Annotated in this window: 16 protein-coding genes; 4 read left to right on the top strand and 12 right to left on the bottom strand. The window is 63.4% G+C overall.

Features of this window, described 5'->3' with window-relative positions:
- Nucleotides 1-14 precede the first annotated feature (14 nt).
- Nucleotides 15-2,912: a DNA polymerase I gene (gene polA, locus I2H31_RS21830; protein ID WP_196295185.1), complete on the bottom strand. Its 2,898-nt coding sequence runs from the start codon at nucleotides 2,910-2,912 to the stop codon at nucleotides 15-17.
- Nucleotides 2,913-3,013: 101 nt separating this feature from the next.
- On the opposite strand from polA, the gene I2H31_RS21825 reads away from it, so the two are divergent.
- Nucleotides 3,014-5,578: a T9SS type A sorting domain-containing protein gene (locus I2H31_RS21825; RefSeq protein WP_196295184.1), complete on the top strand. Its 2,565-nt coding sequence runs from the start codon at nucleotides 3,014-3,016 to the stop codon at nucleotides 5,576-5,578.
- A gap of 20 nt (nucleotides 5,579-5,598) precedes the next feature.
- Here I2H31_RS21825 and I2H31_RS21820 read toward each other — a convergent pair whose 3' ends face one another.
- From I2H31_RS21820 to I2H31_RS21805, 4 genes are read right to left on the bottom strand one after another with little or no spacing between them, the layout of a single operon-like run.
- On the bottom strand, nucleotides 5,599-8,040 hold the full coding sequence (locus tag I2H31_RS21820; protein ID WP_196295183.1) for a hypothetical protein: 2,442 nt from the start codon (nucleotides 8,038-8,040) through the stop codon (nucleotides 5,599-5,601).
- A 19-nt stretch (nucleotides 8,041-8,059) separates the two neighbouring features.
- Entirely contained in the window at nucleotides 8,060-9,241 is a 1,182-nt protein-coding gene (locus tag I2H31_RS21815) for a DUF4249 domain-containing protein (RefSeq protein WP_196295182.1), read from the bottom strand.
- The gene (locus I2H31_RS21810) at nucleotides 9,241-12,006 is read right to left on the bottom strand and encodes a TonB-dependent receptor (RefSeq protein ID WP_196295181.1); all 2,766 of its coding nucleotides are present in this window, start codon (nucleotides 12,004-12,006) and stop codon (nucleotides 9,241-9,243) included. Before I2H31_RS21810 ends, I2H31_RS21815 begins: the two co-directional genes overlap by 1 nt.
- A 45-nt stretch (nucleotides 12,007-12,051) precedes the next feature.
- Nucleotides 12,052-12,801 (bottom strand): hypothetical protein, encoded by a 750-nt coding sequence (locus tag I2H31_RS21805; RefSeq protein WP_196295180.1) that lies wholly within the window; start codon nucleotides 12,799-12,801, stop codon nucleotides 12,052-12,054.
- A gap of 273 nt (nucleotides 12,802-13,074) precedes the next feature.
- Between I2H31_RS21805 and I2H31_RS21800 the strand changes: the two genes are divergently transcribed.
- Complete coding sequence (locus tag I2H31_RS21800) at nucleotides 13,075-13,710, top strand: 3'-5' exonuclease family protein (RefSeq protein WP_196295179.1); 636 nt, start codon at nucleotides 13,075-13,077, stop codon at nucleotides 13,708-13,710.
- On the opposite strand, the gene I2H31_RS21795 is transcribed toward I2H31_RS21800, so the two are convergent.
- Both I2H31_RS21795 and I2H31_RS21790 read right to left on the bottom strand, forming a co-directional pair.
- Nucleotides 13,707-14,414, bottom strand: coding sequence for a LytR/AlgR family response regulator transcription factor (locus I2H31_RS21795; RefSeq protein WP_196295178.1), 708 nt, complete (start codon nucleotides 14,412-14,414; stop codon nucleotides 13,707-13,709). The two genes, I2H31_RS21800 and I2H31_RS21795, sit on opposite strands and share 4 nt — an antisense overlap.
- 172 nt (nucleotides 14,415-14,586) lie before the next feature.
- The gene (locus tag I2H31_RS21790; RefSeq protein WP_196295177.1) at nucleotides 14,587-15,960 is read right to left on the bottom strand and encodes an FAD-dependent oxidoreductase; all 1,374 of its coding nucleotides are present in this window, start codon (nucleotides 15,958-15,960) and stop codon (nucleotides 14,587-14,589) included.
- Between the two features lie 208 nt (nucleotides 15,961-16,168).
- On the opposite strand from I2H31_RS21790, the gene I2H31_RS21785 reads away from it, so the two are divergent.
- Complete coding sequence (locus tag I2H31_RS21785) at nucleotides 16,169-16,423, top strand: hypothetical protein (RefSeq protein ID WP_196295176.1); 255 nt, start codon at nucleotides 16,169-16,171, stop codon at nucleotides 16,421-16,423.
- Between the two features lie 90 nt (nucleotides 16,424-16,513).
- Here the strand turns inward: I2H31_RS21785 and I2H31_RS21780 are convergent, their stop codons facing one another.
- The gene (locus I2H31_RS21780; RefSeq protein WP_196295175.1) at nucleotides 16,514-17,128 is read right to left on the bottom strand and encodes an alpha-ketoglutarate-dependent dioxygenase AlkB family protein; all 615 of its coding nucleotides are present in this window, start codon (nucleotides 17,126-17,128) and stop codon (nucleotides 16,514-16,516) included.
- A 166-nt stretch (nucleotides 17,129-17,294) separates the two neighbouring features.
- On the opposite strand from I2H31_RS21780, the gene I2H31_RS21775 reads away from it, so the two are divergent.
- Entirely contained in the window at nucleotides 17,295-18,920 is a 1,626-nt protein-coding gene (locus I2H31_RS21775; protein WP_196295174.1) for a glycosyltransferase family 39 protein, read from the top strand.
- A gap of 23 nt (nucleotides 18,921-18,943) precedes the next feature.
- Here the strand turns inward: I2H31_RS21775 and I2H31_RS21770 are convergent, their stop codons facing one another.
- From I2H31_RS21770 to I2H31_RS21755, 4 genes are all read right to left on the bottom strand, one after another.
- Entirely contained in the window at nucleotides 18,944-19,618 is a 675-nt protein-coding gene (locus I2H31_RS21770; protein ID WP_196295173.1) for a hypothetical protein, read from the bottom strand.
- A gap of 123 nt (nucleotides 19,619-19,741) precedes the next feature.
- On the bottom strand, nucleotides 19,742-21,016 hold the full coding sequence (gene kynU, locus I2H31_RS21765) for a kynureninase (RefSeq protein WP_196295172.1): 1,275 nt from the start codon (nucleotides 21,014-21,016) through the stop codon (nucleotides 19,742-19,744).
- A 144-nt stretch (nucleotides 21,017-21,160) separates the two neighbouring features.
- On the bottom strand, nucleotides 21,161-22,201 hold the full coding sequence (locus I2H31_RS21760; protein ID WP_196295171.1) for an amidohydrolase family protein: 1,041 nt from the start codon (nucleotides 22,199-22,201) through the stop codon (nucleotides 21,161-21,163).
- 9 nt (nucleotides 22,202-22,210) lie between these two features.
- Nucleotides 22,211-22,741 carry a 3-hydroxyanthranilate 3,4-dioxygenase gene (locus tag I2H31_RS21755; RefSeq protein WP_196295170.1) on the bottom strand — a complete coding sequence of 177 codons (531 nt, stop codon included), beginning with the start codon at nucleotides 22,739-22,741 and terminating at the stop codon, nucleotides 22,211-22,213.
- Nucleotides 22,742-22,903: the final 162 nt, after the last annotated feature.

The raw sequence follows: 22,903 nt of genomic DNA, 5'->3' as shown, positions 1-22,903 counted from the left end.
GAAAAATTCTGATGTTAGTGGGCTTGCAGCCAATTGTGGCCGGTGCCCACTTCCACTTCCAGCGGCACGCCGTGGGGCAGCAGCAGCGCCGTCGTCATCAGCTCCTTGATTTTGGGGGTGATGTATTCGACTTCCGACTTCACGGCGTCGAAGACGAGTTCGTCGTGCACCTGCAGAATCATGCGGGTCTGGAGCTTCTCCTCGCGCAGCCAGTGGTAGATGTTAATCATGGCCATCTTGATGATGTCGGCGGCCGTGCCCTGGATGGGGGCGTTGATGGCGTTGCGCTCGGTGTAGCCGCGCAGCGTGGCGTTGCGCGAGTTGATGTCGCGCAGGTAGCGCCGCCGCTTGAGCAGCGTTTCGGCGTATTCCAGCTCGCGGGCCCGGTTGATGCTCTCGTCCATGAACTGCTTCACCGATGGAAATTCCTGGAAGTAGGTCTCGATGATGTCAGTGGCTTCCTTGCGGCTGATGCCGATGCGCTGGGCCAGCCCGAAGGCCGAAATCCCGTAGATGATGCCAAAATTGACGGTTTTGGCCTTGCGGCGCATCTCGGCGTCCACGGCGTCCATGGGCACCTTGAAGACCTTGCTGGCCGTGCTGGTGTGCACGTCGAGGCCCTGGCGGAAGGCCTCAATCATGGTTTTGTCGCCCGAGAAGTCGGCCATGATGCGCAGCTCCACCTGCGAGTAGTCGGCGGCCAGCAGCACGTGGTTTTCGTCGCGCGGCACGAAGGCTTTGCGGATTTCGCGGCCCTTTTCCGTGCGAATGGGGATGTTTTGGAGGTTGGGGTTGGTGGAGGACAAGCGGCCGGTGGCGGCCACGGCCTGGTTGAAGTTGGTGTGCACGCGGCCGTCGGCCTTGTTCACGAGCTGGGGCAGGGCCTCCACGTAGGTGCTGCGCAGCTTGGTGAGCTGGCGGTATTCGAGGATGAGGGCGGCAATGGGGTTGTCGGCGGCGAGCTGGCTCAGCACTTCCTCGCCGGTGGCGTACTGGCCGGTTTTGGTTTTTTTCATCTTGCCCTTGCCGATGTCCATTTTGTCGAACAGCACCTCGCCCAACTGCTTCGGCGAGCCGATGTTGAACTCCTGCCCGGCCTCGCGGAAAATCTGGCCTTCCAGCTCCGTGATGTAGCCCTGCAGCTCGGCCGAGTACTCGTTCATGGCGTTGGAATCGATGCGCACGCCCTCGTACTCGATGCTGCTGAGCACCGGCACCAGCGGGTTTTCCACGTCGTTCAGCAAGCCCAGCAGGCCCAGGTCCTTCAGCATGGGCTCGAAGACGTGCTTGAGCTGCAGGGTCACGTCGGCGTCTTCGCAGGCGTAGTCTTTCACTTGGGCGGGCGGCACATCGGCCATGGTAATCTGCTTCTTGCCCTTGGGCCCGATGAGCTCCAGAATGCTCACGGGCGTGTAGTGCAGGTAGGTTTCGGCCAGCACGTCCATGTTGTGGCGCATGTCGGGCTCGATAAGGTAGTGGGCCAGCATGGTGTCGAACAGCGGGCCGCTCACTTCCACGTTGTAGTGGCGCAGAATGGTGAGGTCGTACTTCACGTTCTGGCCGATTTTCAGGATGTTTTCGGCCTCGAAAAACGGGCAGAACTCCTCCACGATGGCCTGCACGGCGGCCGGGTCCTCCGTCGGCACGGGCACGTAGTAGGCCTCGCCCGGCAGCCAGCAGAAGCTCAGGCCCACCAGCCGCGCCGTCATGATGTCCAGCCCGGTGGTTTCGGTGTCGAAGCTCACTTCGGTTTGCTGCAGCAGGAAGCGGAGCAGCGACTGCCGCAGCTCCGGCGTGTCGATGAGGTGGTAGTGGTAGGGCACGTCTTCCAGGCGCTTGCGCGGGCCGGCGGGCGCGCCGAAACGGCCGCCAGAGAACGGCTCACCGCCTTCCTCGGCGCCAATGGCCACGGCCTCATCGCCGGGGTTGCCGAAAAGAGACGCTTGGCCGGCTGCCACGCGCGGCTGGCGGGTAGGCTTGGAGCCGGGCGTGGCCACGCGGGCCGGCGTGCGCTCGGGGCCGCCGCTCAGAATGCGGGCCGAGAGTTGGCGAAACTCCAGCTCGTCGAACAAATCGCGCAGCACGGTTTCGTCGGGCGCATCCAGCACCAGCTTGTCGGGCTCAAATTCCAGCGGCACGTTCACATGGATGGTGGCCAGCTCCTTGCTCATCAGGCCCTGCTCGGCAAAGTTGCGCACGTTTTCCTGCTGCTTGCCTTTGAGCTGGTCGGAGTTGGCAATCAGGTTCTCCACCGAGCCGTATTGCTTTATCAGGGCCTTGGCCGTCTTTTCGCCGATGCCGGGGATGCCGGGAATGTTGTCGCTGGCGTCGCCCTGCAGGCCCAGAATGTCAATCACCTGCTCCACGCGCTCAATCTCGAAGCGGGCCAGCACGTGGTCCACGTCCAGAATTTCGGCCGCGTTGCCCATGAAGGCGGGGCGGTAGATTTTGATGTGTTCCGTCACCAGTTGGCAGTAGTCCTTATCGGGGGTCATCATAAACACCTCGAAACCCTCCTTTTCGGCCTTTTGCGCCAGCGTGCCAATCACGTCGTCGGCTTCGAAGCCGTCCATCATCAGGATGGGAATGTGGAAGCCCTGGATGATTTTCTTGATGTAGGGAATGGCCACGCCGATGTCCTCGGGCATGGCCTGGCGCTGGGCCTTGTACTCGGCAAACTGCTCGTGGCGAAAGGTCTTCTTGGCCGCGTCAAAGCACACGCCGATGTGCGTGGGCTTTTCCTTTTGCAGCACTTCCACCAGCGTGTTGGTGAAGCCGAGCACGGCGCCGGTGTTCATGCCCTTGGAGTTGATGCGCGGGTTTTTGCTGAAGGCGAAGTGCGAGCGGTAAATCAGGGCAAAGGCGTCGAGCAGGAAAAGCTTTTTGGGAGCGGGAGCGGCGGTATCGGTCATAAGACGAAAGTACGGAGCCGGCGGGTAGGCGGTAGCTGGACAACTGGCAACATCATGTACCTTGCTGATTACAAACGGGTTTTTCTCTCAATTCGGTTCGTATGCCCCTTTCACTACGCATCTCCATCTCGGTGGCTGCCCTGCTGTGGCTGCCACGCCTGCTGGCAGCCCAGCAACTGGACCCGTCTTTTCGGGTGGCTCAAATTTATAAAGTGGCTGGTGCGCGTCAGGTGGTGCAGCAACCCGACGGCAAGCGCCTGGTACTAGGCAACTTCGTGCGGGTTGCGCATCAGCAAGCTCCCGCTTGTGGCCTGGTGCGCCTGCTTGCAAATAGTGACCAGCCAGATAGCGTGTTTCTACAAAATATATCGGCTCTGACGGGTTATGTTCGCCAGTTTCTGTTGCTGGCCAACGGCAAAATTCTGGTGGCGGGGGGCAATGGGTTGACGCTGCAATCCGGTGCAGTGAGCCGTCAAGCGTTGCTGTTGCTCAATGCGGACGGGACGCCCGATGCGTCGTTCAACGCTGGAGCCGGTCCCAATGCATTCGTTTTGCATATGCTGGAGCAGCCCAATGGCAAACTGCTGATGTGTGGGGCATTCACTCAATTCAACGGATTAAGCACCACCGTAATTGTACGGCTCAACCCCGATGGAACGTTGGATACGGCTTTCCGGGCGGCCGCGCCATATTTTGCCCCTATTACTGTTGGTACCCAGCCTAACCAAGCGGGCTTTTGCATGGCGTTGCAGGCCGATGGCAAAATTCTGGTTGGCGGACGACTTGATGGCCGTTTGCCCCAAATGCCACAGGGCTATTCCAATGTGGTGCGATTACTGACCACTGGGAGAATAGACAGTACCTTCCAAACGGGGCTCGTAGCCGGCCTTGGAAAAGTATTCGGATTAACCGTATTGGCCGATGGTAAAATACTGGTGGTAGACTCGTATGGGCATCTGACGCGTCTGTTGCCCACTACTGGTAGGCTTGATGCCATATTGTACAACTACTTAGGGGCGTTCGATACTTTCGATGACGACTGGGTGGCGGGGGCTCCGCTCGTGCAAGTGCAGCCCGGCACCGGTCGCATTATTGTGAAATCGCGCGTCGCCACTATAGGAAACACGACGACGGGAGCACTGGTGGCTTTTACTCCCGGCGGGCTGTTAGACGCGACATTTAATAACGGAGGGGCCGCTAGTTATAGTCCGAATTGGGTTCACATGCTCGCAACGGGCGAGCTACTGGTCACGGGCTTAACACTGCGCTATGGCGGAACAACTACTGCCCCTACGCCGCTAGCCTTGCTTACGCCAACTGGCCAACGCAACAACGCGCTGCCAGCCGTGCTGCTGCAAACAGTCGGCGCAGTGAATGCGATGGCATTGCAGCCAGATGGTAAAATTCTGGTCGGGGGCGATTTCACGGAGATAAATGGCTTGGCTGTCTCGGGAGGACTGGCGCGGCTGCAAGCAAACGGAATTCCGGATTCGCTGTACTGCGTGACGGCCGCCCCGCCCGAAGCCCGGGTGACGACACTGGCGTTGCAGGCCGATGGGAAGCTGTTGGTGGCGGGCGATTTCACAAATGTTGGAGGTGGGCGACGCCCTACTTTAGCCCGCCTGCTACCGTCCGGGCAACTTGATGTCACCTACCAGCCCTCTCTCTCAGCTTTCCCTTCTTCTTATCCGGACGTGGCTCAGGTACTGGTGCAAACGGATGGTAAAGCGCTTATCAGAAGCTACGGAATTGCCTGGGGCCAGAGCGGCGGCAATGCCTATCAAGGCCTGGTACGCCTGCTGGACAACGGCCAGCTTGATTCCAACTTTCACCCCAGTGGCTATGGTGCCCAAGCCGTGCAACTGCAGCCCGATGGCAAAATCCTGGCCAGCGGCTATCTGAACGCGCCAAATGCAACCCTGTGGCGGTGGCTGCCAACGGGTGCGCTCGATAATTCTTTTGCGGCAGTGCTTTATACCCCGCAACGCCCTACGGCGACGCTACTTGCGCAAGACGGGCAGGGAAGAATTGTGTACCAGTACCAGGAGGCTACTGTTAACGCAGCTACGGCATTCTACCTCGGGAGATTAGAAGTCACGGGCCAGGTGGATGCGGCGTTCAACGTCACACTTAACAACCAATCCGTTACCACAATGCAGGTACAGCCCAATCAGCGGCTGCTGGCCGGCATACTCCCATTTCCCGCCATTGTTTCGGCACCCGCCACCATGCGGCTGTTGCCATCGGGCAGCACCGACCCGAGCTACCAAGCGTTCAACGGGCCCGGGTATAGAGTCAATACCATCCTGATTCAGCCCAATGGAGCCGTTTTGATGGCCGGCAGTTTCGCCAACGTAAGCAGCTTGCCAACCAATGGCTTAGCTCGCTTTATTGACGCCAACGTGCTGGCCGTGGCCTCTAAACAGTCCCGGGTGCCACCGGCCGTATGGCCCGTACCGGCGCGCGATGTTCTACACGTCCGCCTCAACATGGCTGACCAGCCGCGCACCCTTGCATTGCTTGATGCCCTTGGCCGGGTCGTGCTGAGGCAGCCGGTCATTCGGACCGAAACAACCCTAAACACGGCAACACTGCCTACCGGCGTCTATGTGCTGCGCGTAGAGTGCACGGCAGGCGTAGTTATCCGGCGGGTAGCTGTCGAGTAAATACAGGTCGAACTACGTCTCTACAGCGCCGGCTTCACTTCCAGCACCACGCGGCTGCTGCCCGCCAGGCCCGTGCTGCTCAGGCCCTGCGTCACTACAAGGTAGCGGCCGGCCTGGTCGCCGGTGTAGAACTCCAGTTTCCTGGCTTCCGCGCCCGTGGTCGAGATTTCGGGGTTCCAGTACAGCAGGTTGCGCAGGTCGGGCAGGCGGCTGGTTTTCTCCTGGTCGGTTTCGTAGCGGGGCGCGTAGAATTCGCGCTGCCGCTGCACGCCCTCGTACTGCTGCACCAGCACGCGGGCGTCGAGCGCGAAGCCCTCCAAGTCGCCCTTGTAGGTGGTGAAGCTCACGAGGCCATTGTATAGCGCGAGGCCGTGGAAATAGCGGCTGTCCATGACTTCCAGACGCTGAATTTTCAGCGGGTTTATAGCCATGATGTGGTTGATGTTGAACACGGGCACACCATCCAGGAGCACCATGGGAGCTGCCGAGAGTACTGTTTGGTTTATCTTGTCGGCCACCATCAGGCGGTAGCCGCCTTTCTGAATGCGCACCAGCACGCCGGGCACGTATTCGCGCAGCACCTCCTCCATCACCTTGAAGCGGGTGTACTTGTCGAGGTAATACAGTTCGTCGGGCCGGCCAAAAAACGACGTGCTGTCCACCCGTTCCGCCGCGTAGCGGTTGCGGTACCGGCCCGAAAACACGTTCTGTACCTGGGCCTGCAGGTACCGCTTCGCGTAGTCGTGCTGGAAGCGCGCACTCAGGCCAAACGGTGGCCTCACGGCTTCGGCATAGCGTTCCGAAAACGGGTTAAGCACTGTGATTTGGCAGGTGGTGTCCTGTTGGGCATCGGTTTGCAGCATGATGTCGCGTGGCCCGGTCAGGTAGGGCACCTCAAATTTTACGCGGCCTTTGGCGTCACTCAGCGAGGTGCTCAGCCGCGTGATGCGGCTCGGGGAGGCCAGGTAGGTGAGTGTGCCCACGCGCGGCCTGCCGGTGCCCGCCTGCAGCAACTGCGCCTGCACCACTAGGCCGTTGGGCTCGGGCATGAACTCGAATGGCGGCGGGGCGGGGGCCAGCACGTTTTCCCAGCGGAAGCGGCTCCAGCCCTGGGTCAGCATGAGGTTGTCGGCGGCGGCGGCGGCTTCGGGGCCGGTGGCCGTGAAGTAATAATCTGGGTTTTCCACGGCGCCTTTGAGGTCGGAGGTCAACCACAGGTAGCGGTCGATGGCAGTGGCCTGAGTCGTGGTCAGCGAGTCGAGCCGGTACACCGCCATCGACAGATTCGCGGCGACGGGCGTTTGCTGGTCGGCGCCGCTCACCTGCAGGAGCACTTTGTCGCGGGTGGTGTACTGGGCCTTGTCGGGCTGCACCGCCACGGCCAGGGCGTGCGTGGGGCGTTGGAAATACAACCGCTCGCACACGGGCTGCTGGGCGCCGTTGAACAAAGTGAGGTGCGAAACCCCTTCCAGCAACTGCGCTTTGCTGACGACAAACTGGGCCCGGCCGTTCACGAGCTGGGCCGATAGGGCCACGGCCGCCTGCTGGCGCGAGTGGCCCAGCAGAAACACGGTTTCGGGCAGGGTCGTGGTGGCGCTCACGGTCACGGCCAGTTGGTCGGGGCCGGTGTCGTCGAGGTGCAGCACGTAGCCTTGCTCAAATACGCGAGGCAGCTTGCGACTGATTTTCAGCTTTTTGCCCAGCGCTACTTCGGCTGTGTAAGCGCCCGGCCCGGCCGTGGGCGTGAGTGTGAACGTGCCCAGCCCCAGGCGTTGCGTCTGGAAAGTGGCCACCACGGCGCCGCTGGGGTTCAGTACTTTGCCCTGCGCCCCGGCGATGCCCTTGCCGGCTTTGTCGGTTACTTTCACCGCCACCGTGCTCGTCAGGCCGCGCACCAGGTTGCCGCCTTCGGGGAAAAACTGGGCCTCGTAGGAGGCGGAGTCCTGGCTGAGGGCCCCCGAGGCCACGGCCGGGTTGATGACGGTAACGGCGGCGTGGAAAAAGAAATCGGGCCCGAAATTCTTCATCCAGCTGGTGTAGGCCCGCACGGTGTAGGTGCCGGCCCCCAGCCCCGAGGGCAGCACGAACGAGCCCTGCCCGGTGGCGTTGCGCAAGGCCACTTTGCCTTGCAGCACCGGCTGGTGCTGAGCATCGAGCACCTCAACGTAAGCCACACTGCTCAGCGTGAGGGGGCGGGCGGCGGTGCCGTCCACAGCGTACACCTTAAACCACATGGTTTCGCCGCTCAGGTACACCGGCCGGTCGAGGTGCAGGTAGAGTTTTTCGTGGGGCGTGCGCTGCTCGTAGCGCGCCAGCCGGCCGGCCGGGCTCAACGAGTCGGTAGGGGTGAAGCCCTGGAACTGGGCCTGGGCAGCGGGGCCAGCCAGGCTTAGCGCCAGGGCCAGCCCGGCGCTCCGGGCTGGGCGAAGAACGGAGAAAGCAGCAAGAAAGTGGCTACGCATAAAGAGGCACTGCTGAAGGTTAGGGCCAGAAAGAGGGCTTGACGGAGGCGCCCCGCGTGCGGCAGTCTATACAGTCGCGCGGCTTGGCCGTGTAGCCCGTGCTGCCGTTATTGACGACGTAACCCAGGGGCAGGTATAGCTGCGACAAAAATGCGTTTCTCAAAATAGTGGCCTCGGGGGACCGCGCAGCCCGCGGCCCGCTGATGTACACCGTGTCGGGCGGGACGCAGGCCTCGTAGCCGGTGAGCACGCGCTGGTCGCGGGGCAGGTCGGCGCGGCTGATGAAAATGCGTTTTTCAACCAGCGAGTGCGCTCCCACGTAGCCCAGCACCGCTTCGGCCGGGCTGCTGAGGCAGTGCACATTGCCGGTGAGCTGGCTGGGCTGCGGGTCGAAGAGCGAACCGATGCTTTCGGTGTTCTTGCGCAGCAGTGTCCAGTACTCGAATTCGGGGCGGGTAAGGACCTGCTGCTGCACAAGGATGCTGTAGCGGCTGTAAAAGCGCTCGGAATTGGCCGGCAGCCGGCGCAGCGGGAAGTCGGCCACTACGTCTTTCGTCAGGCCCGTGGTTTTGGCTATGTGCACGGCATTGGAGCGCTGGTTACCCCAGCAAATGCTGGGAAGCCGCGCCGAAATGGGGCGGATGCCCCCGTTCGAATACTCAATCCCCGGCGAGTATACCGGATAAATCTCCCAGGTTTCGTCGGTTTCCCAACGGTAGTACTGCGAGGCGCTGGTGTCGTCGTGGGTGTCGACGTAGATGTTCAAATCGTTGTTTTCGATGCGCCACTTCACGGCGTCGATGGGCGGGGTAGTTTTCACCGGCACATAGTCGGAGGCGTATTCTTTGCCCGTGGCCGTGCGGAAGTGGAGCCGAACGTTACGGGCCGGGTTCAGGGTCACGTTGTCGGAAACGTAGGTGCCCGCGGTGCTGCTTTCGCGCAGCACGACGCGCGCGCCCCCCTCGTCTTCGATGTACACCGTGGCCCGGGTTTCGGCGGGCGGCGCCGTTTTGGCGGCAATGCCGTAGGCGCGCGACAGCCGGATAGTGGTTACCCCTTGGCTGTTGAGGTACCCATCTACCACCATCAACGCCTCGGGCGAAGTGATGACGTCGGGCATATAGGGGTCGGTGCAGCTGCCCAGCAGCACCGCCAGGCCCCAGAGCAAAGCCCGGCGCGCCGAAAGAGAAAAGGCCTTCATCAGAACTTGAAATTGTAGGTGATGGTGGGGATGGGGTTGCCGAAAATCGACAGCTGGTACCCCTTTATCTGGCCGCCCACCGACTTGAAGTAAATGGAGTAGGGGTTGCGACGGCCGGTGAGGTTGTACACGCCCACCGTCCAGGAGCTGTGGGCCAGCTTTTTCACGCGGTGGTTGCCCTCAATGTTCACGGCCAGGTCGAGGCGCAGGTAATCGGGCACGCGGTAGGCGTTGCGGTCGGAGTAGTACACGCGCAGCGAGTTGCCGAGGTAGTACTTCGACAGCGGCAGGGTGATGGGCCGCCCCGTGCTGTAGTTGAAGTTGAGCGAGGTGCTGAAGCGCCGGCTGAAGCGGTAGTTGCCCACCAGCGTGAAATCGTGGGGCTTGTCGAAGTTGCTGGGGTAATAGTTGCCGCCGTTAATCATTTCGGCGGTGGTGGCCGCGTTCACCTGCACCAGCGAGCGGGAGTAGGTGTAGCTCGCCCAGCCGTTGAGCTTGCCGGTGAGCTTTTTCACGAAAACCTCCACGCCGTAGGCCTTGCCCTGGGCGTTGATGATGTCGGTTTCGATGTGGTGGTTGAGCACCAGCGTGGCCCCGCTTTTGTAGTCCACGAAGTCGCGCAGCGTCTTGTAATACGCCTCGACCGACGCCTCGATGGTGTTCGCCTTGAAGTTGCGGTAGTAGCCCACCGAGTACTGGTCGCCCACCTGGGGCCGCAGGGTGGCGTCGCTCAGCTTCCACACGTCGGTGGGCGAGACGGAGGCCGTGTTGGTGAGTTGGTGAATGTACTGGCGGGTGCGGGTATAGCTGGCTTTCACGCTCGATTTCTCGCTGAGCGAGTAGCGGGCCGAGAGGCGGTATTCGGGCCCGTGGTAATTGGCCAGCACCTTGTTGGCGCCGTAGCGCACCGTGTCGGTGATGGTGCTTTCGGTGCGGGGCTCGCCGGGCACGTACTGGTACACGTCGCGCGGCCCCAGCGCCTGGAAAAACGAGTAGCGCAACCCCGCCGACACCGAAAAGCGCGGCGTGATGTCGAACTTGTCGGACACGTACAGGGCGCTTTCCAGGGCCCGCTCGGGGTCCAGCACGTCGGGCCGCACCAGCGAGGCCGCGCCCAGCGGCTGCAGGCTGCCCGGCTGGGTGTTGTAGAGCAGCGTGCTGCCGCCGAAGTCCACGGTGTGGCGCGAGTTGGGGTAGTAGCTCAGGTCCGCCTTCAGCCCGCTCTGGGTGATGGCGTACTTAAGCTCCGACGCCGACACGCTGTTTCTGGTGCTGCTCACGTCGTAGGCGTAGTGGCTGTAAGTGCCCGTGAGCACGCCAAAGAGCTGGTTGGTGAAGTTGTGGCGCCACTTGAGGGTGGCCGTTTGGTTGGTGTAGTGGTAGGCCGTGTCGCTGGCCAGCCGGAACCGGTCGGAACTGAAATAGCCCGTGGCGTACACCGAATTCTTCTCGTTAATCTCGTGGCTGATGTGGCCCGTAATGTCATAAAATCCGGCTGAACTCTGGGCAAAGTTCTTGTCGGACAGCTGCCGCAAAATCCAATCGGAGTAGCTGGCACGCCCGCTCAGGATGAACGAGCTTTTGTCCGTCACCAGTGGCCCTTCCAGCGTGAGGCGGCTGGTGAGCGGGCCGATGCCGCCCGAGCCCGACAGCTTTTTCTTGTTGCCCTCGCGCGTCGTGATGTCGAGCACCGACGACAAGCGCCCGCCGTACTTAGCCGGAATGGCGCTCTTGTACAGCTCCACGCCCTGCAAAATGTCGGGGTTGAAGGCCGAGAAAAAGCCGAACAGGTGCGAGGGATTGTAGATGGTGGCGTCGTTGAACAGAATCAGGTTCTGGTCCGTCGCGCCGCCGCGCACGTTGAGGCCGGTGCTGCCTTCGCCCACGGTTTTCACGCCGGGCAGCGTCATCACCACCCGCAGGATGTCGGTTTCGCCAAAAGCGGTGGGCACCTGCCGCATGGTCTTGATGTCGAGCTTTTCCAGGCCCATCTGCATGCCCGACACGTTCTTGTCTTTCTCGGCCTCAATCACCACTTCCTTCAGGGCCACGATGTCTTCTTCCACTTCAATCTCCAGCTTGCCGTCGCCCCGCAGCACTACTTGCCGCTTGGTGTTTTTGATGCCCACGCCCCGGATTTTGAGGTCGTAACGGCCGGGCGGCATGGTCAGCGAAAACGCGCCGAACTGGTCGGTGCTGGCCCCCACGTTCGGGGCTTCGGAGTAAATGGACGCCCCAATCACCGGCTCGCCGGTTTTCTGGGCTCGGATGTGGCCAGCCAGCGTAGCCCGCCCCGCGGCGCTGCCCGCCGTCCCAATGGTATACACCCGGTATTCGGAGGCGCTCACGTAGCGCGAGCGGGCGGCCGGCTCGTTGCTGGTTTCGTCTTCTTGCGCCACGGCGCCGGTAACGGCCTTGGGCGCGTAAAAATCGGTGGCCGGGGCCGGGCTGATGGCCGCGCCCGACGACACGAATACCCGGTTTTCATCGTCGACCACGAAATGAAAAGGCGTGTTCTGCAGCGCCCGCTCCACCACCGCCCGCACCGGCTGCTCGCGCACTTGCAGCGTCACAAACAGGCTGTCCACGGCCCGGGGGTCGAAGTAGAAACGGTAGGGGGTTTGCGCTTCCAGCTGGCGGGCAAATTGTTCAAAAGGCAGATGCGCAAAATCGCCCGTGATGGGTTTTTCCGACTGCTGGGCGTGGCCCGTCCGGCCCAGCAGCGCGAAAAGTGCAACGAAAAGCACCGTGTAAACAGGCTTCATACGAAAAGAAAATGGCACGGGAAAAAGGGAAAGGACGCCGGGCGGCTACTGCGGCAGGCCGTTGTAGTAGGTGGCCAGTTGCTGCACCGACGCTTCCAGCTGCTGTTTCTTGAACCCCAGCTTGTGGCTTTGCAGGTACTGCTGCACGTCTTTGCTTTTGTCGGCAAACACGCGCAGCGCTGCGCCCTTGCTTTTGATGGGGTAGAAAACGCCCGCCTTGCGGAGAAACAGCCGCTCGGTGGAAACGAACTCGACGTCGAGTTGCTGTTGGAGGATGTGCTCCTGCATGCGTTTGGAGCGGCGGGCCAGCAGCTGCGCCCGGCCCTCGGCCAGCACTTCGAAATAGCCCGTGCGAATGGCATTGCCGGTGGTGCTGTCGGCCACCACACGCACGAACCGGTGGCCGTCGATGATGAAGCTTTCCACCCGCTCGTTGAGCAGGCGCAGCAACAGCGGGTTGGTGGGGTGGCGCAGCACCACTTGGTCCAGCACCACGTCGTAAGTCAACTGTTGATTGCCGAAATACTGGCCGTTGTACTGTACGCTGCCGGGCATGGCCTCGGGCGTGAGAAAAAACTGGTGGCCCGTGCGCTCGTGGTAGCGCCGGGAATAGTCCACATACTCCGGGCCGTTAAATAGCTCCGGGTGGCCGGTGAAGGAGGCCGCGTACTGCTGCCGCACCGCCGCCACCGACTGCAGCACGGGGGCGGGCAGCGGAGCCGCCGTAGTTTGGGCCGTGGCGGGCCCGCCCGCGAGCGCCAGCAGGCCCGCCGCGATACTGAAGAATTTTATCAAAACAGAAAAGTAGAAAGGGCTTGTTTTCAAATCAGCGTGCTAAATCTACGTCAGGGCGAAGCAAAAAAAATGGGCCGTAAATACCGGTTTTATCGCATATATAAAACCCATAATGATACGAGGGCCTGGCTAGGACCCCAAAAACGGCCGGCGAAAAATGGGATTTCCGGCCCTGCGGGCCCGGCCCCGCCGAACAACGCCAGCCCCACGGCTTTATGATGCGCACCTGCGGCGGGGGCCACCGGGTTTTGGGCGGGCGCGTACACGGGAGGCATGCGCTACGTTTCCCTCGACCTTGAAACTTCCGGCTCCCACCCCCAGCGGCACCAGGTGCTGGAGCTGGCCGCCGTCATCGAAGACAGCCGCCACCCCCGGCCCCTGCCCGAGCTGCCCGCCTTCCGGCGGGTGGTGCGCCACCCCGAGTACGTGGGCAGCGCCGGCGCCCTGGCCCTCAACGCCCGCCTGCTGCAGGAGCTGGCCCGCCAAGACCCCAACCCCGAGCTGTGCACGCCCGCCGAGCTGCTGCCCCAGCTGCGCGAGTTTCTGCTGGCCCACGGCTTCCGGGCCGACGCTACGGGCTGCGTGGCCGTGACCATGGCGGGCAAAAACATCGGCGTGTTCGACCTGGGCTTTCTGAAAGCGCTGCCCGGCTACGGCCAGGCCGTGCGCGCCGAGCCGGCCATGCTCGACCCGGCCGCATTCTACCTCAACTGGCACAAAGACAGCCGACTGCCCAGCATGAGCATCTGCAAGGCCCGCGCCCGCTTCCCCGACCGCGAAGTGGCCCACGAAGCCCTGGCCGACGCCCTGGACGTGGTGCGCCTGCTGCGGCCGTTCTACCAGCTGCCGCTGTACCAGCAAGTGGCCCCGCCCGCGCCCGACGAGCCCGGCCCCGCGCCGGCGTCCTAAATCCGCTGCAGGCTTTTGTAAAAGCTTTCCTGGTACGACTTGCCGATGGGCACGAAGTGGCCGCCGCGCAGGTTGGCGGTGTTGTCTTCGATGGACTCAATCTGCTGGGTGTTCAGCAAATAGCTGCGGTGCACCCGAATGAAGTTGGGAAAGGGACTGAGCCGGGTTTCCAGGGCCTTGAGCGTGGTGTAGACGATGTATTTCTGCTTGGCCGTCACGATGTTGACGTAGTCGGACAGGGCTTCCACGTACAGCACGTCCTCGAAGTTGATGCGCACCATGCGGCTGTTCACCTTCACAAACAGGTCGGCGTTGGCCGGCGCTTCGGCCGCCGCCGGGGCCGCGCCGCCGCGCCGGGCCTGCACCCGCTGCACGGCTTGCGTGAAGCGGGCAAAATCAAACGGCTTCACCAGGTAATCGGTCACGCGCAGCTCGAAGGCGTCCACGGCAAAGTCCTGGCGGGCAGTGGTGATGATGACCTCGGGCGGGTCGGTGAGCACCCGTAGCAGCTCCAGGCCGCTGAGGTGGGGCATCTCGATGTCGAGAAACAGCACGTCTACCTTGCCGCCTTCCCGGAAAAATGTGAGCCCGGCAATGCCGTCGGCCAGCGAGCCAACCAGCTTAAGGTCGGGCGTGAGCTCGACGTAATGTTCCAGAGTCAGACGATTAATCTCGTCGTCGTCAATAATGGCGCATGTTAACATAGAGAGGAAGGAGAGGGTAGCGGGCAACAACGCGAACCACCGAAACAGTCATTCGCCGGTATAAAGTAACCACTCGCAGCGCAAAAGCCGGCAGCCGCCTAACGGCGGACGCGCGGCGAGTGAAAGGTAGTTAGTTTTGCCAGTCGCAAGCAACACATACTGAGTGCGCTCGTTAGCGCGCGGCCATTTCCTGCTCCACCAGCGCCTGCACTTCGGGCCGGTCGAAGTCGGCTTCGGCCTGAATGTGGGGCATGAGGCGGGCCATGATGGCGTCCTGGCGCTGGCCAGCGGTCCAGGCTTCGGCGTAGGGCGTGTGCGAAAACGTGACCTGCGAGTACAGCGGCGTCCAGCGGCCGGGGTATTGGGCGGAGATTTTGGCCTCGATTTTCTTTTGGAGCAGGAAGCGCGGGTCGGCCACCCGGTCGCGCATTTCCACGAAGTTGTACACGGCCAGGTCGGCCATGGCGTCGGTGTTGGGCTTGCGCTGGGCCTGAAATTCGGCGAAGATGGCGGGCCAGGCGGTGTCGCCGTGCTGGTCGAGCAGCTGGTTGAGCACGCTGCAATCCTCAAACCCCGCGTTCATGCCCTGCCCGTAAAACGGCACGATGGCGTGCGAGGCGTCGCCGAGCAGCAGCACATCGTCGTACTTCCACGGAAAGCAGCGGATGGTGACCAGCGAGCCCGTGGGGTGCGTGAAAAATTCCTCCGTGAGGGCCGGCATCAGCGGCACGGCGTCGGGAAACACGCGGCCGAAAAAGGCCACGACGTCGGCCGGCGTTTGCAGTGCGGCAAAGCTTTCGGGGCCCTCGTAAGGGAAAAACAGGGTGCAGTTGAAGGAACCGTCGAGGTTGGGCAGCGCAATCATGAGGTACTGCCCGCGCGGCCAGATGTGCAGGGCGTTTTTTTCCAGCTGCCAGGCACCGCCGGGGCCGGCCTCGATGGTGAGCTCCTTGTAGCCGTACTCCAGGTACTGCTGCGAATAGTCGTAGCGGTCAGTCTTTTGCAGCGCACCGCGCACCGCGGAAAACGCGCCGTCGGTGCCAAACAGGCGGGTGTAGGGCTCGGTGTGCTCCTGCTGGGTGGCCGCGTCGAGCAAGTGCAGCTCCTGCTTTTTGAGGTCGATGCCCAGGCACTGCTGGCCGAACTGCAGGCGCACCTGCGGCTGGGCCTCGGCCAGGTCGAGCAGGCGGCGGTTGAGGTGGCCGCGGTTCACGGAGTAAATGGCCTGGCCGTCCTGGCCGTAGGGCTGCTGGGTGAGCTGGCCGTGCGCATCGTGCATCACCCGGCAATACATCGGAATGCCCACTTGGCGAATGTCGTCGGCCACGCCCACGCCTTCCAGGGCCCGCCAGCCGCGGTCGGAAAGGGCCAGGTTGATGGAGCGACCTTCCTGAAAGCCCGCCCGGCGCGGGTCGGCGCGGCGCTCGAACACCTGCACGGGGTGCCCCCGGCGGGCCAGATACAAGGACAGCAGTGAGCCCACCAGGCCGGCGCCCATCACGGTGAGCGGCTCGGAAGCGGGCGAAATGGACGAAAAAGCAGCCATGAACAATGCGGAAAAGGGTGAAGCCGCCCCCGACGGGCGGGCCGGCAGCGAAGCTACGTCGCCGCCGGGGCTTTGGCCCGCCACCCGGCCTTCCCCGCCGGGAAGTCGATTGTACTCATCGGGTATTTACTAGGGCTGGTCGTAAAAAAATCGGGCAAGGCAACCGCCACCGGACCTTTGACGAATTAGAACTAAAACACCTTTGACTATGACTCATTTTCGTTTTCGCTACAAGTGCATGGGGTATTTGCGGTGGCGCTTTCGGGTCGGCCGGCGGCGCGCCGTGCTGCTGGCGCCCGCTGAAACTGCAGCGGCACGCAAGGCCAGCACCGCGGCCTGGCGCCACCGTTGGCCCGCGCCCACGCCGCCCAAGCCCGTGGTGACGGCCCTGCGGGTGGGCGACTACATCGTGGGCGAAGACGGCGACCCCCAACTGCAGGGGCATCCTGATATCCGTTATTAATGCGCTGGCTTTTAAGGAATAAAAAGCGGCGCCAGTGTGTAAACACCAGGCGCGAAAACAGAAAATATTTCCGGGCCAGCTTGCGGGCTACTAAGAATAAGCCGGTCCGGCGGGACTGCCGGCCACCCAGCGAAAAGTGAGGTTGAGGCGCGGGCCGAGGGGGCGGGTGGTTTTGGGCAGCGCGTGCTGCCAGTGCCGTTGGGTGGGGCCGCGCATGAGCAGCAAGCTGCCGCTACCCAAATCGAGCGACAACGGCGGGTGAACCAAGCCGGCGCGGGGCCGCAGCCGAAACCGGCGCGTGGCGCCCAGGCTGAGCGAGGCAATGGCGGGCGCGGGGCCCAACTCGGGTTCGTCGTCGGCGTGCCAGCCCATGCCGTCGCGGCCGTCGCGGTACAGGTTCAGCAGCACGCTGTTGAAACGGCTGGCGGTGGCGGCTTCCAGGCGCTGGCGCAGGGCCAACAGGGCGGGTGTCCAGGGCCGGGGCTCCCAGGCCAGGCCGGAATAGGTGTAGCGGGCGTCGGCGTCGCCGTACCAGGCCGTGAGGCGGGGCTGCGGAGACTCCTGCCCAAACAGCCGGATGGTGCGCTGCTCCCAGGCCACTTCGGCCGTGAGCTGCGCCAGCAGGGCCGCGGCCTCGGCGGCGGGCAGGAAGGCGGGGTCGAAGAGCAGGTCGGCCTGGGGCAGCGACAGGGGAAGCAGGGCCATGAAACAAGCAGGAAGGCGGGCGGCAAAGGAACGGCACCGCGCGGTTCGGGGAAAGGGCGCGCCGCAGGGAAGCCACTGCGCCCGAAACGAGCCATTTGAATAAAGACGCGGGAAGTACTTTTGGGGAACCACGGCCCCGACCGGTCATTCCAACAAAGCGAACCTTATGCTTTTCTACCGCCTGCGAGACGCCTTGCGCGCTGCGTTTGCCGCCGACCCGCGCACTTTCTACGTGCGCGGGTATTTTGTGCTGCTGCTGCTGCTGGGGCTGTGCTTTTACAAGGACTACGGCGTGTCGTGGGACGAGCAGGCGGACCGCACCAACGGCATGGTGAGCGCCAGGTACGCAGTGGGCCTAGTTGCGCCGAACAACAACTTCTTCCCGAACACGCCCGACATCCACGGCTACGTGGAAAACGACCACGGCGTGTTTTTCGAGATGCCGCTGGCCCTGCTGGACAAAGTGGTGTTCGGCATCGAAGACTCGCGCACGTATTTCCTGACGCGTCACTTCGCGGTTTTCGTGGTGTTTATGATGGGCGTCTGGGCCCTGTACAAAACGGCCCGCGTCCGCTTCCGGAGCACGCGCGTGGGCCTGCTGGCCAGCACGCTGCTGGTGCTGTCGCCGCGCTTTTTCGCCGAGTCATTTTACAACGGCAAAGACATTGTGTTTCTGGCGTTTTTCACCCTGGGAATCTACACGCTGGTGCGCTTGTTGGAGCGGCCTACCTGGCGGCGCGCCGTGGTGCACGGCCTGGCCACCGCGGCGGCGGTCGACGTGCGCATTCTCGGCATTCTGCTGGTGGCCATGACCCTGGGCATGCTGGCGCTGGAAGCCCTGTTTGGCCCGCGCGAGCCGCAGCGCGGGCGGCGCCTGGGCCAGGTGGTGCCGGTGTTTCTGGGGGCCGCGGTGGTGGGCATCTACCTGGGGTGGCCCTACCTGTGGGAGGCCCCGGTTCGAAACTTTCTCACCGCCTTCGACAACATGAAGAAGTTTCGCTTCATTGCGGAGGTGCTCTACATGGGCCGCCGCGTGTCGACGCTGGAGTTGCCCTGGCACTACGCCCCGGTCTGGATTGTCATCACCACGCCGGTGGCCTACACGGCGGCTTTTGTGCTGGGGGTGCTGGGGGCGCTGGCCGCGTTGGTGCGCCGCCACCTGGCGCATCTGCGCACCTTCGCGGGGCGGCTGGACATCCTCTTTCTGGGCTGGTTCATCCTGCCCATTGCCATGGTGATTGTGCTGCACTCGGTTATCTACGACGGCTGGCGGCACCTGTATTTCGTGTACCCGGCGCTGCTCTTGCTGGCCGTGCGGGGCGCTGGCTCGGTTTGGCAGCTTGGCCGGCACTACCGCTGGGCCCGGCCGGTGGCGCTGGGCGCGGCCGTGCTGGCGGGCGGCGAGATGCTGTACACCATCGGCCGGATGGTGCAGGCGCACCCGCAGGAGCAGGTGTATTTTTCCTTCCTGTCGCCGGCCGAGGTGGAAACGCAGTTCGAGCGCGACTACTGGGCCCTCACGTACCGGCAGGGCCTGGAGTGGATTGCGCGACACGACCCCTCGCCGCAAATCAACGTGCGGACCACAAACCCCGGCCTCATCGACAACAACCTCGCCATCATGAAGCCCGAAGACCGGGCCCGCTTCCGTGAAAATGCCCCCGGCAAAGCGCAGTACTTTTTGGGCGCCTACCGCGTGCACCCCGAGCCGTACCCCGACAGCCTGGGCAACGAAGTGTACGCGGTGAAACCCTACGGCATCAAAGCCCTGACGGTGCTCTACAAGTGGTAGCGCGCCGCTGGCCGCGGCGGGTTTTACTTCTGCATCAGGCGCTCCAGCTTCTGGCGCTCGGTTTGGGGCAGGTAGGGAATCATTTTCATCGCGCCCCAGGCAAACAGAAAATAGAGCAGCACCGGCACCAGCACGCTGCGGCTGCGGTAGCTGATGCCGCCCACGTAGCGCGGCCACACCCACAAGCCGTAGAGCAGCGCCGCCGGAATGTTGAACAGCACCCCGCCCAGCAGCGGGCTCATGCCCAGCGACAGCATCAGCGGCTCCAGCAGCTTGCTGCCCACAAACACGTAGGCCAGCACGAACACGGCCAGCCCCAGCGCCGCCCGCTTTTGGCCCAGGCGGTAGAGGTTCATGCCCAGCAGCACGCCGCCCATTATCATGGTGAAGAGCAGCGAAAACAGCACAATGGCCGCCGGCGAGTACAGCGCCGGCCCGGCCGCGGCGTCCGGGTCGGCGGCCGCGGCGCTGAGCTGCCGGCGCTCGGCTTCGGCGGCCTCGTCGCGCAGGCGCTGCTCGGCGGCCGCGGCTTCGAGGCCGGGGCGCAGCTCGGCTTCTTCGGGCGCGGGCTGGCCGCGGCGGCGCAGCTCGTCGAGGGCCGCGAGCACGGCGGCCTCGCGGTACTGCACATGGCCGGTCACGTATTCGCGCAGGGCCGCATCGGTTTTGAGCAGCATCTTGGCGGCGTAATCTTCCATCTTCTAGTTAGGAGTTAAGAGTTAAAAGGTAAGAGTTGAAGGCAAAAGCTGGCGAGTGAGAGGGCTGTTTTAGCCGCCACTGGCGCATAGTGGCCCTAACACTCCACTCTTACCTTTTAACTCTTAACTGAAGAAGCGCGCCAGCGCTTCGCCCGCCCGGTCCACGTCCTCAAACGAATTGTAGAGCGGCACGGGTGCCATCCGAATAACATTGGGCTCGCGCCAATCGGCAATGACGCCCACGCTGGCCAGGTAATCGAACAGTTCGCGCCCGCGCTCGTGCACCAGCACTGAGAGCTGGCAGCCGCGCTGGGCCGGGTCGGCGGGGGTGATGATTTCGAGCTTGTCGGCGGGCAGGTTCAGAGCGCGAATCTGGCTTTCGAGCCGGGCCGTGAGCTGCTCGCTTTTGCGGCGCAGGGCCGGCATGCCGCCGGCACGGTCCACCAGCTCCAGGCTGGCCCGGTGAATGGCCATCGGGAAAATCTGGGCATTCGAGAGCTGCCAGCCGGCCGCGCCGGCCATGGGCCGGAAGCCTTTTTTCATTTGAAACCGGTCGGACGGGTCGTGGCCCCACCAGCCGGCCAGGCGCACCAAATCGGGCCGATTGGCAAACCGCTCGTGCACGAACACGCCCGATGTGCCGCCGGGCCCGGAGTTGAGGTATTTGTAGGAGCACCAGCAGGCAAAGTCCACGTCCCAGTCGTGCAGGCGCAGGTCGAGGTTGCCGGCGGCGTGGGCCAGGTCGAAACCCACGGTGGCGCCCACGGCGTGGCCGGCGCGGGCAATGGCCGCCATGTCGAAAGCCTGGCCCGTGTAGTAGTTCACGCCGCCGATGAGGACGGTGGCCAGCGACTCGCCCAGCCCGGCAATGGTGGCCTCAATGTCTTCGGTGCGCAGGGTGTGCTCGCCGGGGCGCGGCACCAGCTCCACAATGGCCGCGGCCGGGTCGAGGCCGTGCAGGCGGGCCTGGCTTTCGATGGCGTACTGGTCCGACGGAAAGGCGCCGCCTTCCATCAAAATCCTGTAGCGCGTGGCCGTGGGGCGGTAAAACGACACCAGCAGCAAGTGCAGGTTCACCGTCAGGTTGTTCATCACCACCACCTCAATGGGCTGGGCGCCCACCAGCCGCGCGGTGGCGTCGGTGAGGGTTTCGTGGTAGTGCATCCAGGGCGACACGCCGTGGAAATGGCCTTCCACGCCCAGCCGCTCCCAGGCGTCGAACTCCTGCTCGGCGGCGGCGCGGGCGGCTTTGGGCTGCAGGCCCAGCGAGTTGCCGCAGAAGTAGGCGCAGGGCCGGCCGTCGGGCCCGAGCGGCAAGTGAAATTCCTGGCGGAAAGAAGCTAAAGCATCGGCCGCGTCGAGCTCGGCGGCGGGGGCAAGGGAATGCGGGGCAGTCATGCGCGCAAAGGTCGGCCCAAAGCCGCTGCCGATGCTAACAAAAGGTTATGGCATCCACCGCCCCCAAGCCCCGGTGTACCTTACATCGGGCCTGTACCCGAGGTGCCAGGCGCTAATGTAAATAACGGGGGCGGCCGGAGCTGTTTAGCGCAAGCCGGTGGCCGTGCCCAGCAGCTGGGGGCCGAACTGCGCGCGCGCCAGGCCCAGCCAATCCAGGGCGTTCTGGCCGAGCATCCGCTCCTTAATGTCGTTTGAAAACGGCATGGACTTGATGAGCTGCCCGGGCTCCAGCTCGCCCAGCGGGAAGGGGTAGTCGGTGCCGAGCGTGATTTTGTCGGCGCCCAGGGTCTTCACCAGGTAGTCAAGCATCAATGGGTCGTGCACCAGCGAGTCGACCCAGAACTTGCCCAGGTAGTTGCGCGGGTTGTGGGGGTTGTCGATGGCGCAGAGGTCGGGCCGCACCTGCCAGCCGTGCTCGATGCGCCCGATGGTGCTGGCAAACGAGCCCCCGCCGTGGGCCACCGCCACGCGCAGGCGCGGCAGTCGCTCCAGCACCCCGCCAAATATCAGCGAGCATAGCGCCAGCGTGCTTTCGGCGGGCATGCCCACCAGCCAGGGCAGCCAGTACTTGGGCATTTTGCCTTGGGCCATCATGTCCCAGGGATGCACAAATACGCAGGCGCCCAGCTCCTCGGCGGCAGCAAAAACTTCGAAAAGCTCAGGCGCGTCGAGGTTCCAGTCGTTCACGTGCGAGCCAATCTGCACGCCGGCCAGCCCAATTTTCAGGCAGCGCTCCAGCTCCCGGATGGCCAGCTTGGGCGCTTGCATCGGCAGGGTGCCCAGGCCCACGAAGCGGCTGGGGTAGCGGTGCACCACGTCGGCAATGTGGTCGTTGAGCAATTGGCTCAAATCCAGGCAATCCAGCGGCTGGGCCCAGTAGCTGAACATGACGGGCACGGTGCTGAGCACCTGCACCTGCACGCCAAACTGGTCGTACTCGCGCAGGCGCACTTCGGGGTCCCAGCAGTTGTCCTGCACCTCGCGGAAGAACTTGTCGTCCTGCATCATGCGGGCGCAGCAGGGCTTGTGGTGGTCCAGCCGGATGAAGCCCCCGTAGCCGTAGCGCTCCTTCAAATCGGGCCAGCGCTCGGGCAGAATGTGGGTGTGGATGTCGATGGAAAGCACGGCGCGGGGCTAGGCGGGGGTCACCGGCGCGGGGGCCTCCATGTAGGTGCCGCAGTTGGTGCAGGTGCGCTTGGCGTCGTCCTGCCAGAAGGCGTTCATGATGGGCGGCAGCTGGGCCACGATGTCGGTGATTTCGGCAAACTCCTCATACAGCTTGTGGCCGCAGTTTTCGCAGTACCACTGGAAGCCGTCGAGCTCGCCGCCCTCGCGGTAGCGCTCCAGCACCAGGCCCACGGTGCCAGCCGGGCGGCGCGGCGAGTGTGGCACATTCGGCGGCAGCAGGAACATCTCGCCCGGCCCGATGGTGATGTCGACGGGCTGGCCGTCCTCGATGATTTTGACGGTCATCGTGCCCTCCACCTGCCAGAACAGCTCCTCGCCGGCGTCCACGTGGTAGTCTTTGCGGGCGTTGGGGCCGCCCACCACCATCACGATGAAGTCTTTATTGTCTTTGAACACCTGCTGGTTGCCCACCGGGGGTTTCAGCAAATGGCGGTGTTCGTCAATCCACTTTTGGAAGTTGAAGGGGCGGGTTATCATGGCGACTGGGGTGGGTGGTTGGGACTGCTAAGCTACGGCCGGGGCGGCGTTTTGCGCTTTCGGGCAGGCGCCTCGCGCCGGGGTGCACGCATGCGCTACTTTTGTCGACGCGGCCAATTCAGTCGTGTTTTCTGCCGTTCACCTGAGCACTCCATCCCAACG

It is taken from the genome of Hymenobacter ruricola, from assembly GCF_015694525.1.
GTDB classification, from domain to species: Bacteria; Bacteroidota; Bacteroidia; order Cytophagales; family Hymenobacteraceae; genus Hymenobacter; species Hymenobacter ruricola.
Note: the sequence above shows the minus strand (reverse complement) of the source record. Positions and strands in the feature narration are given on the sequence as shown.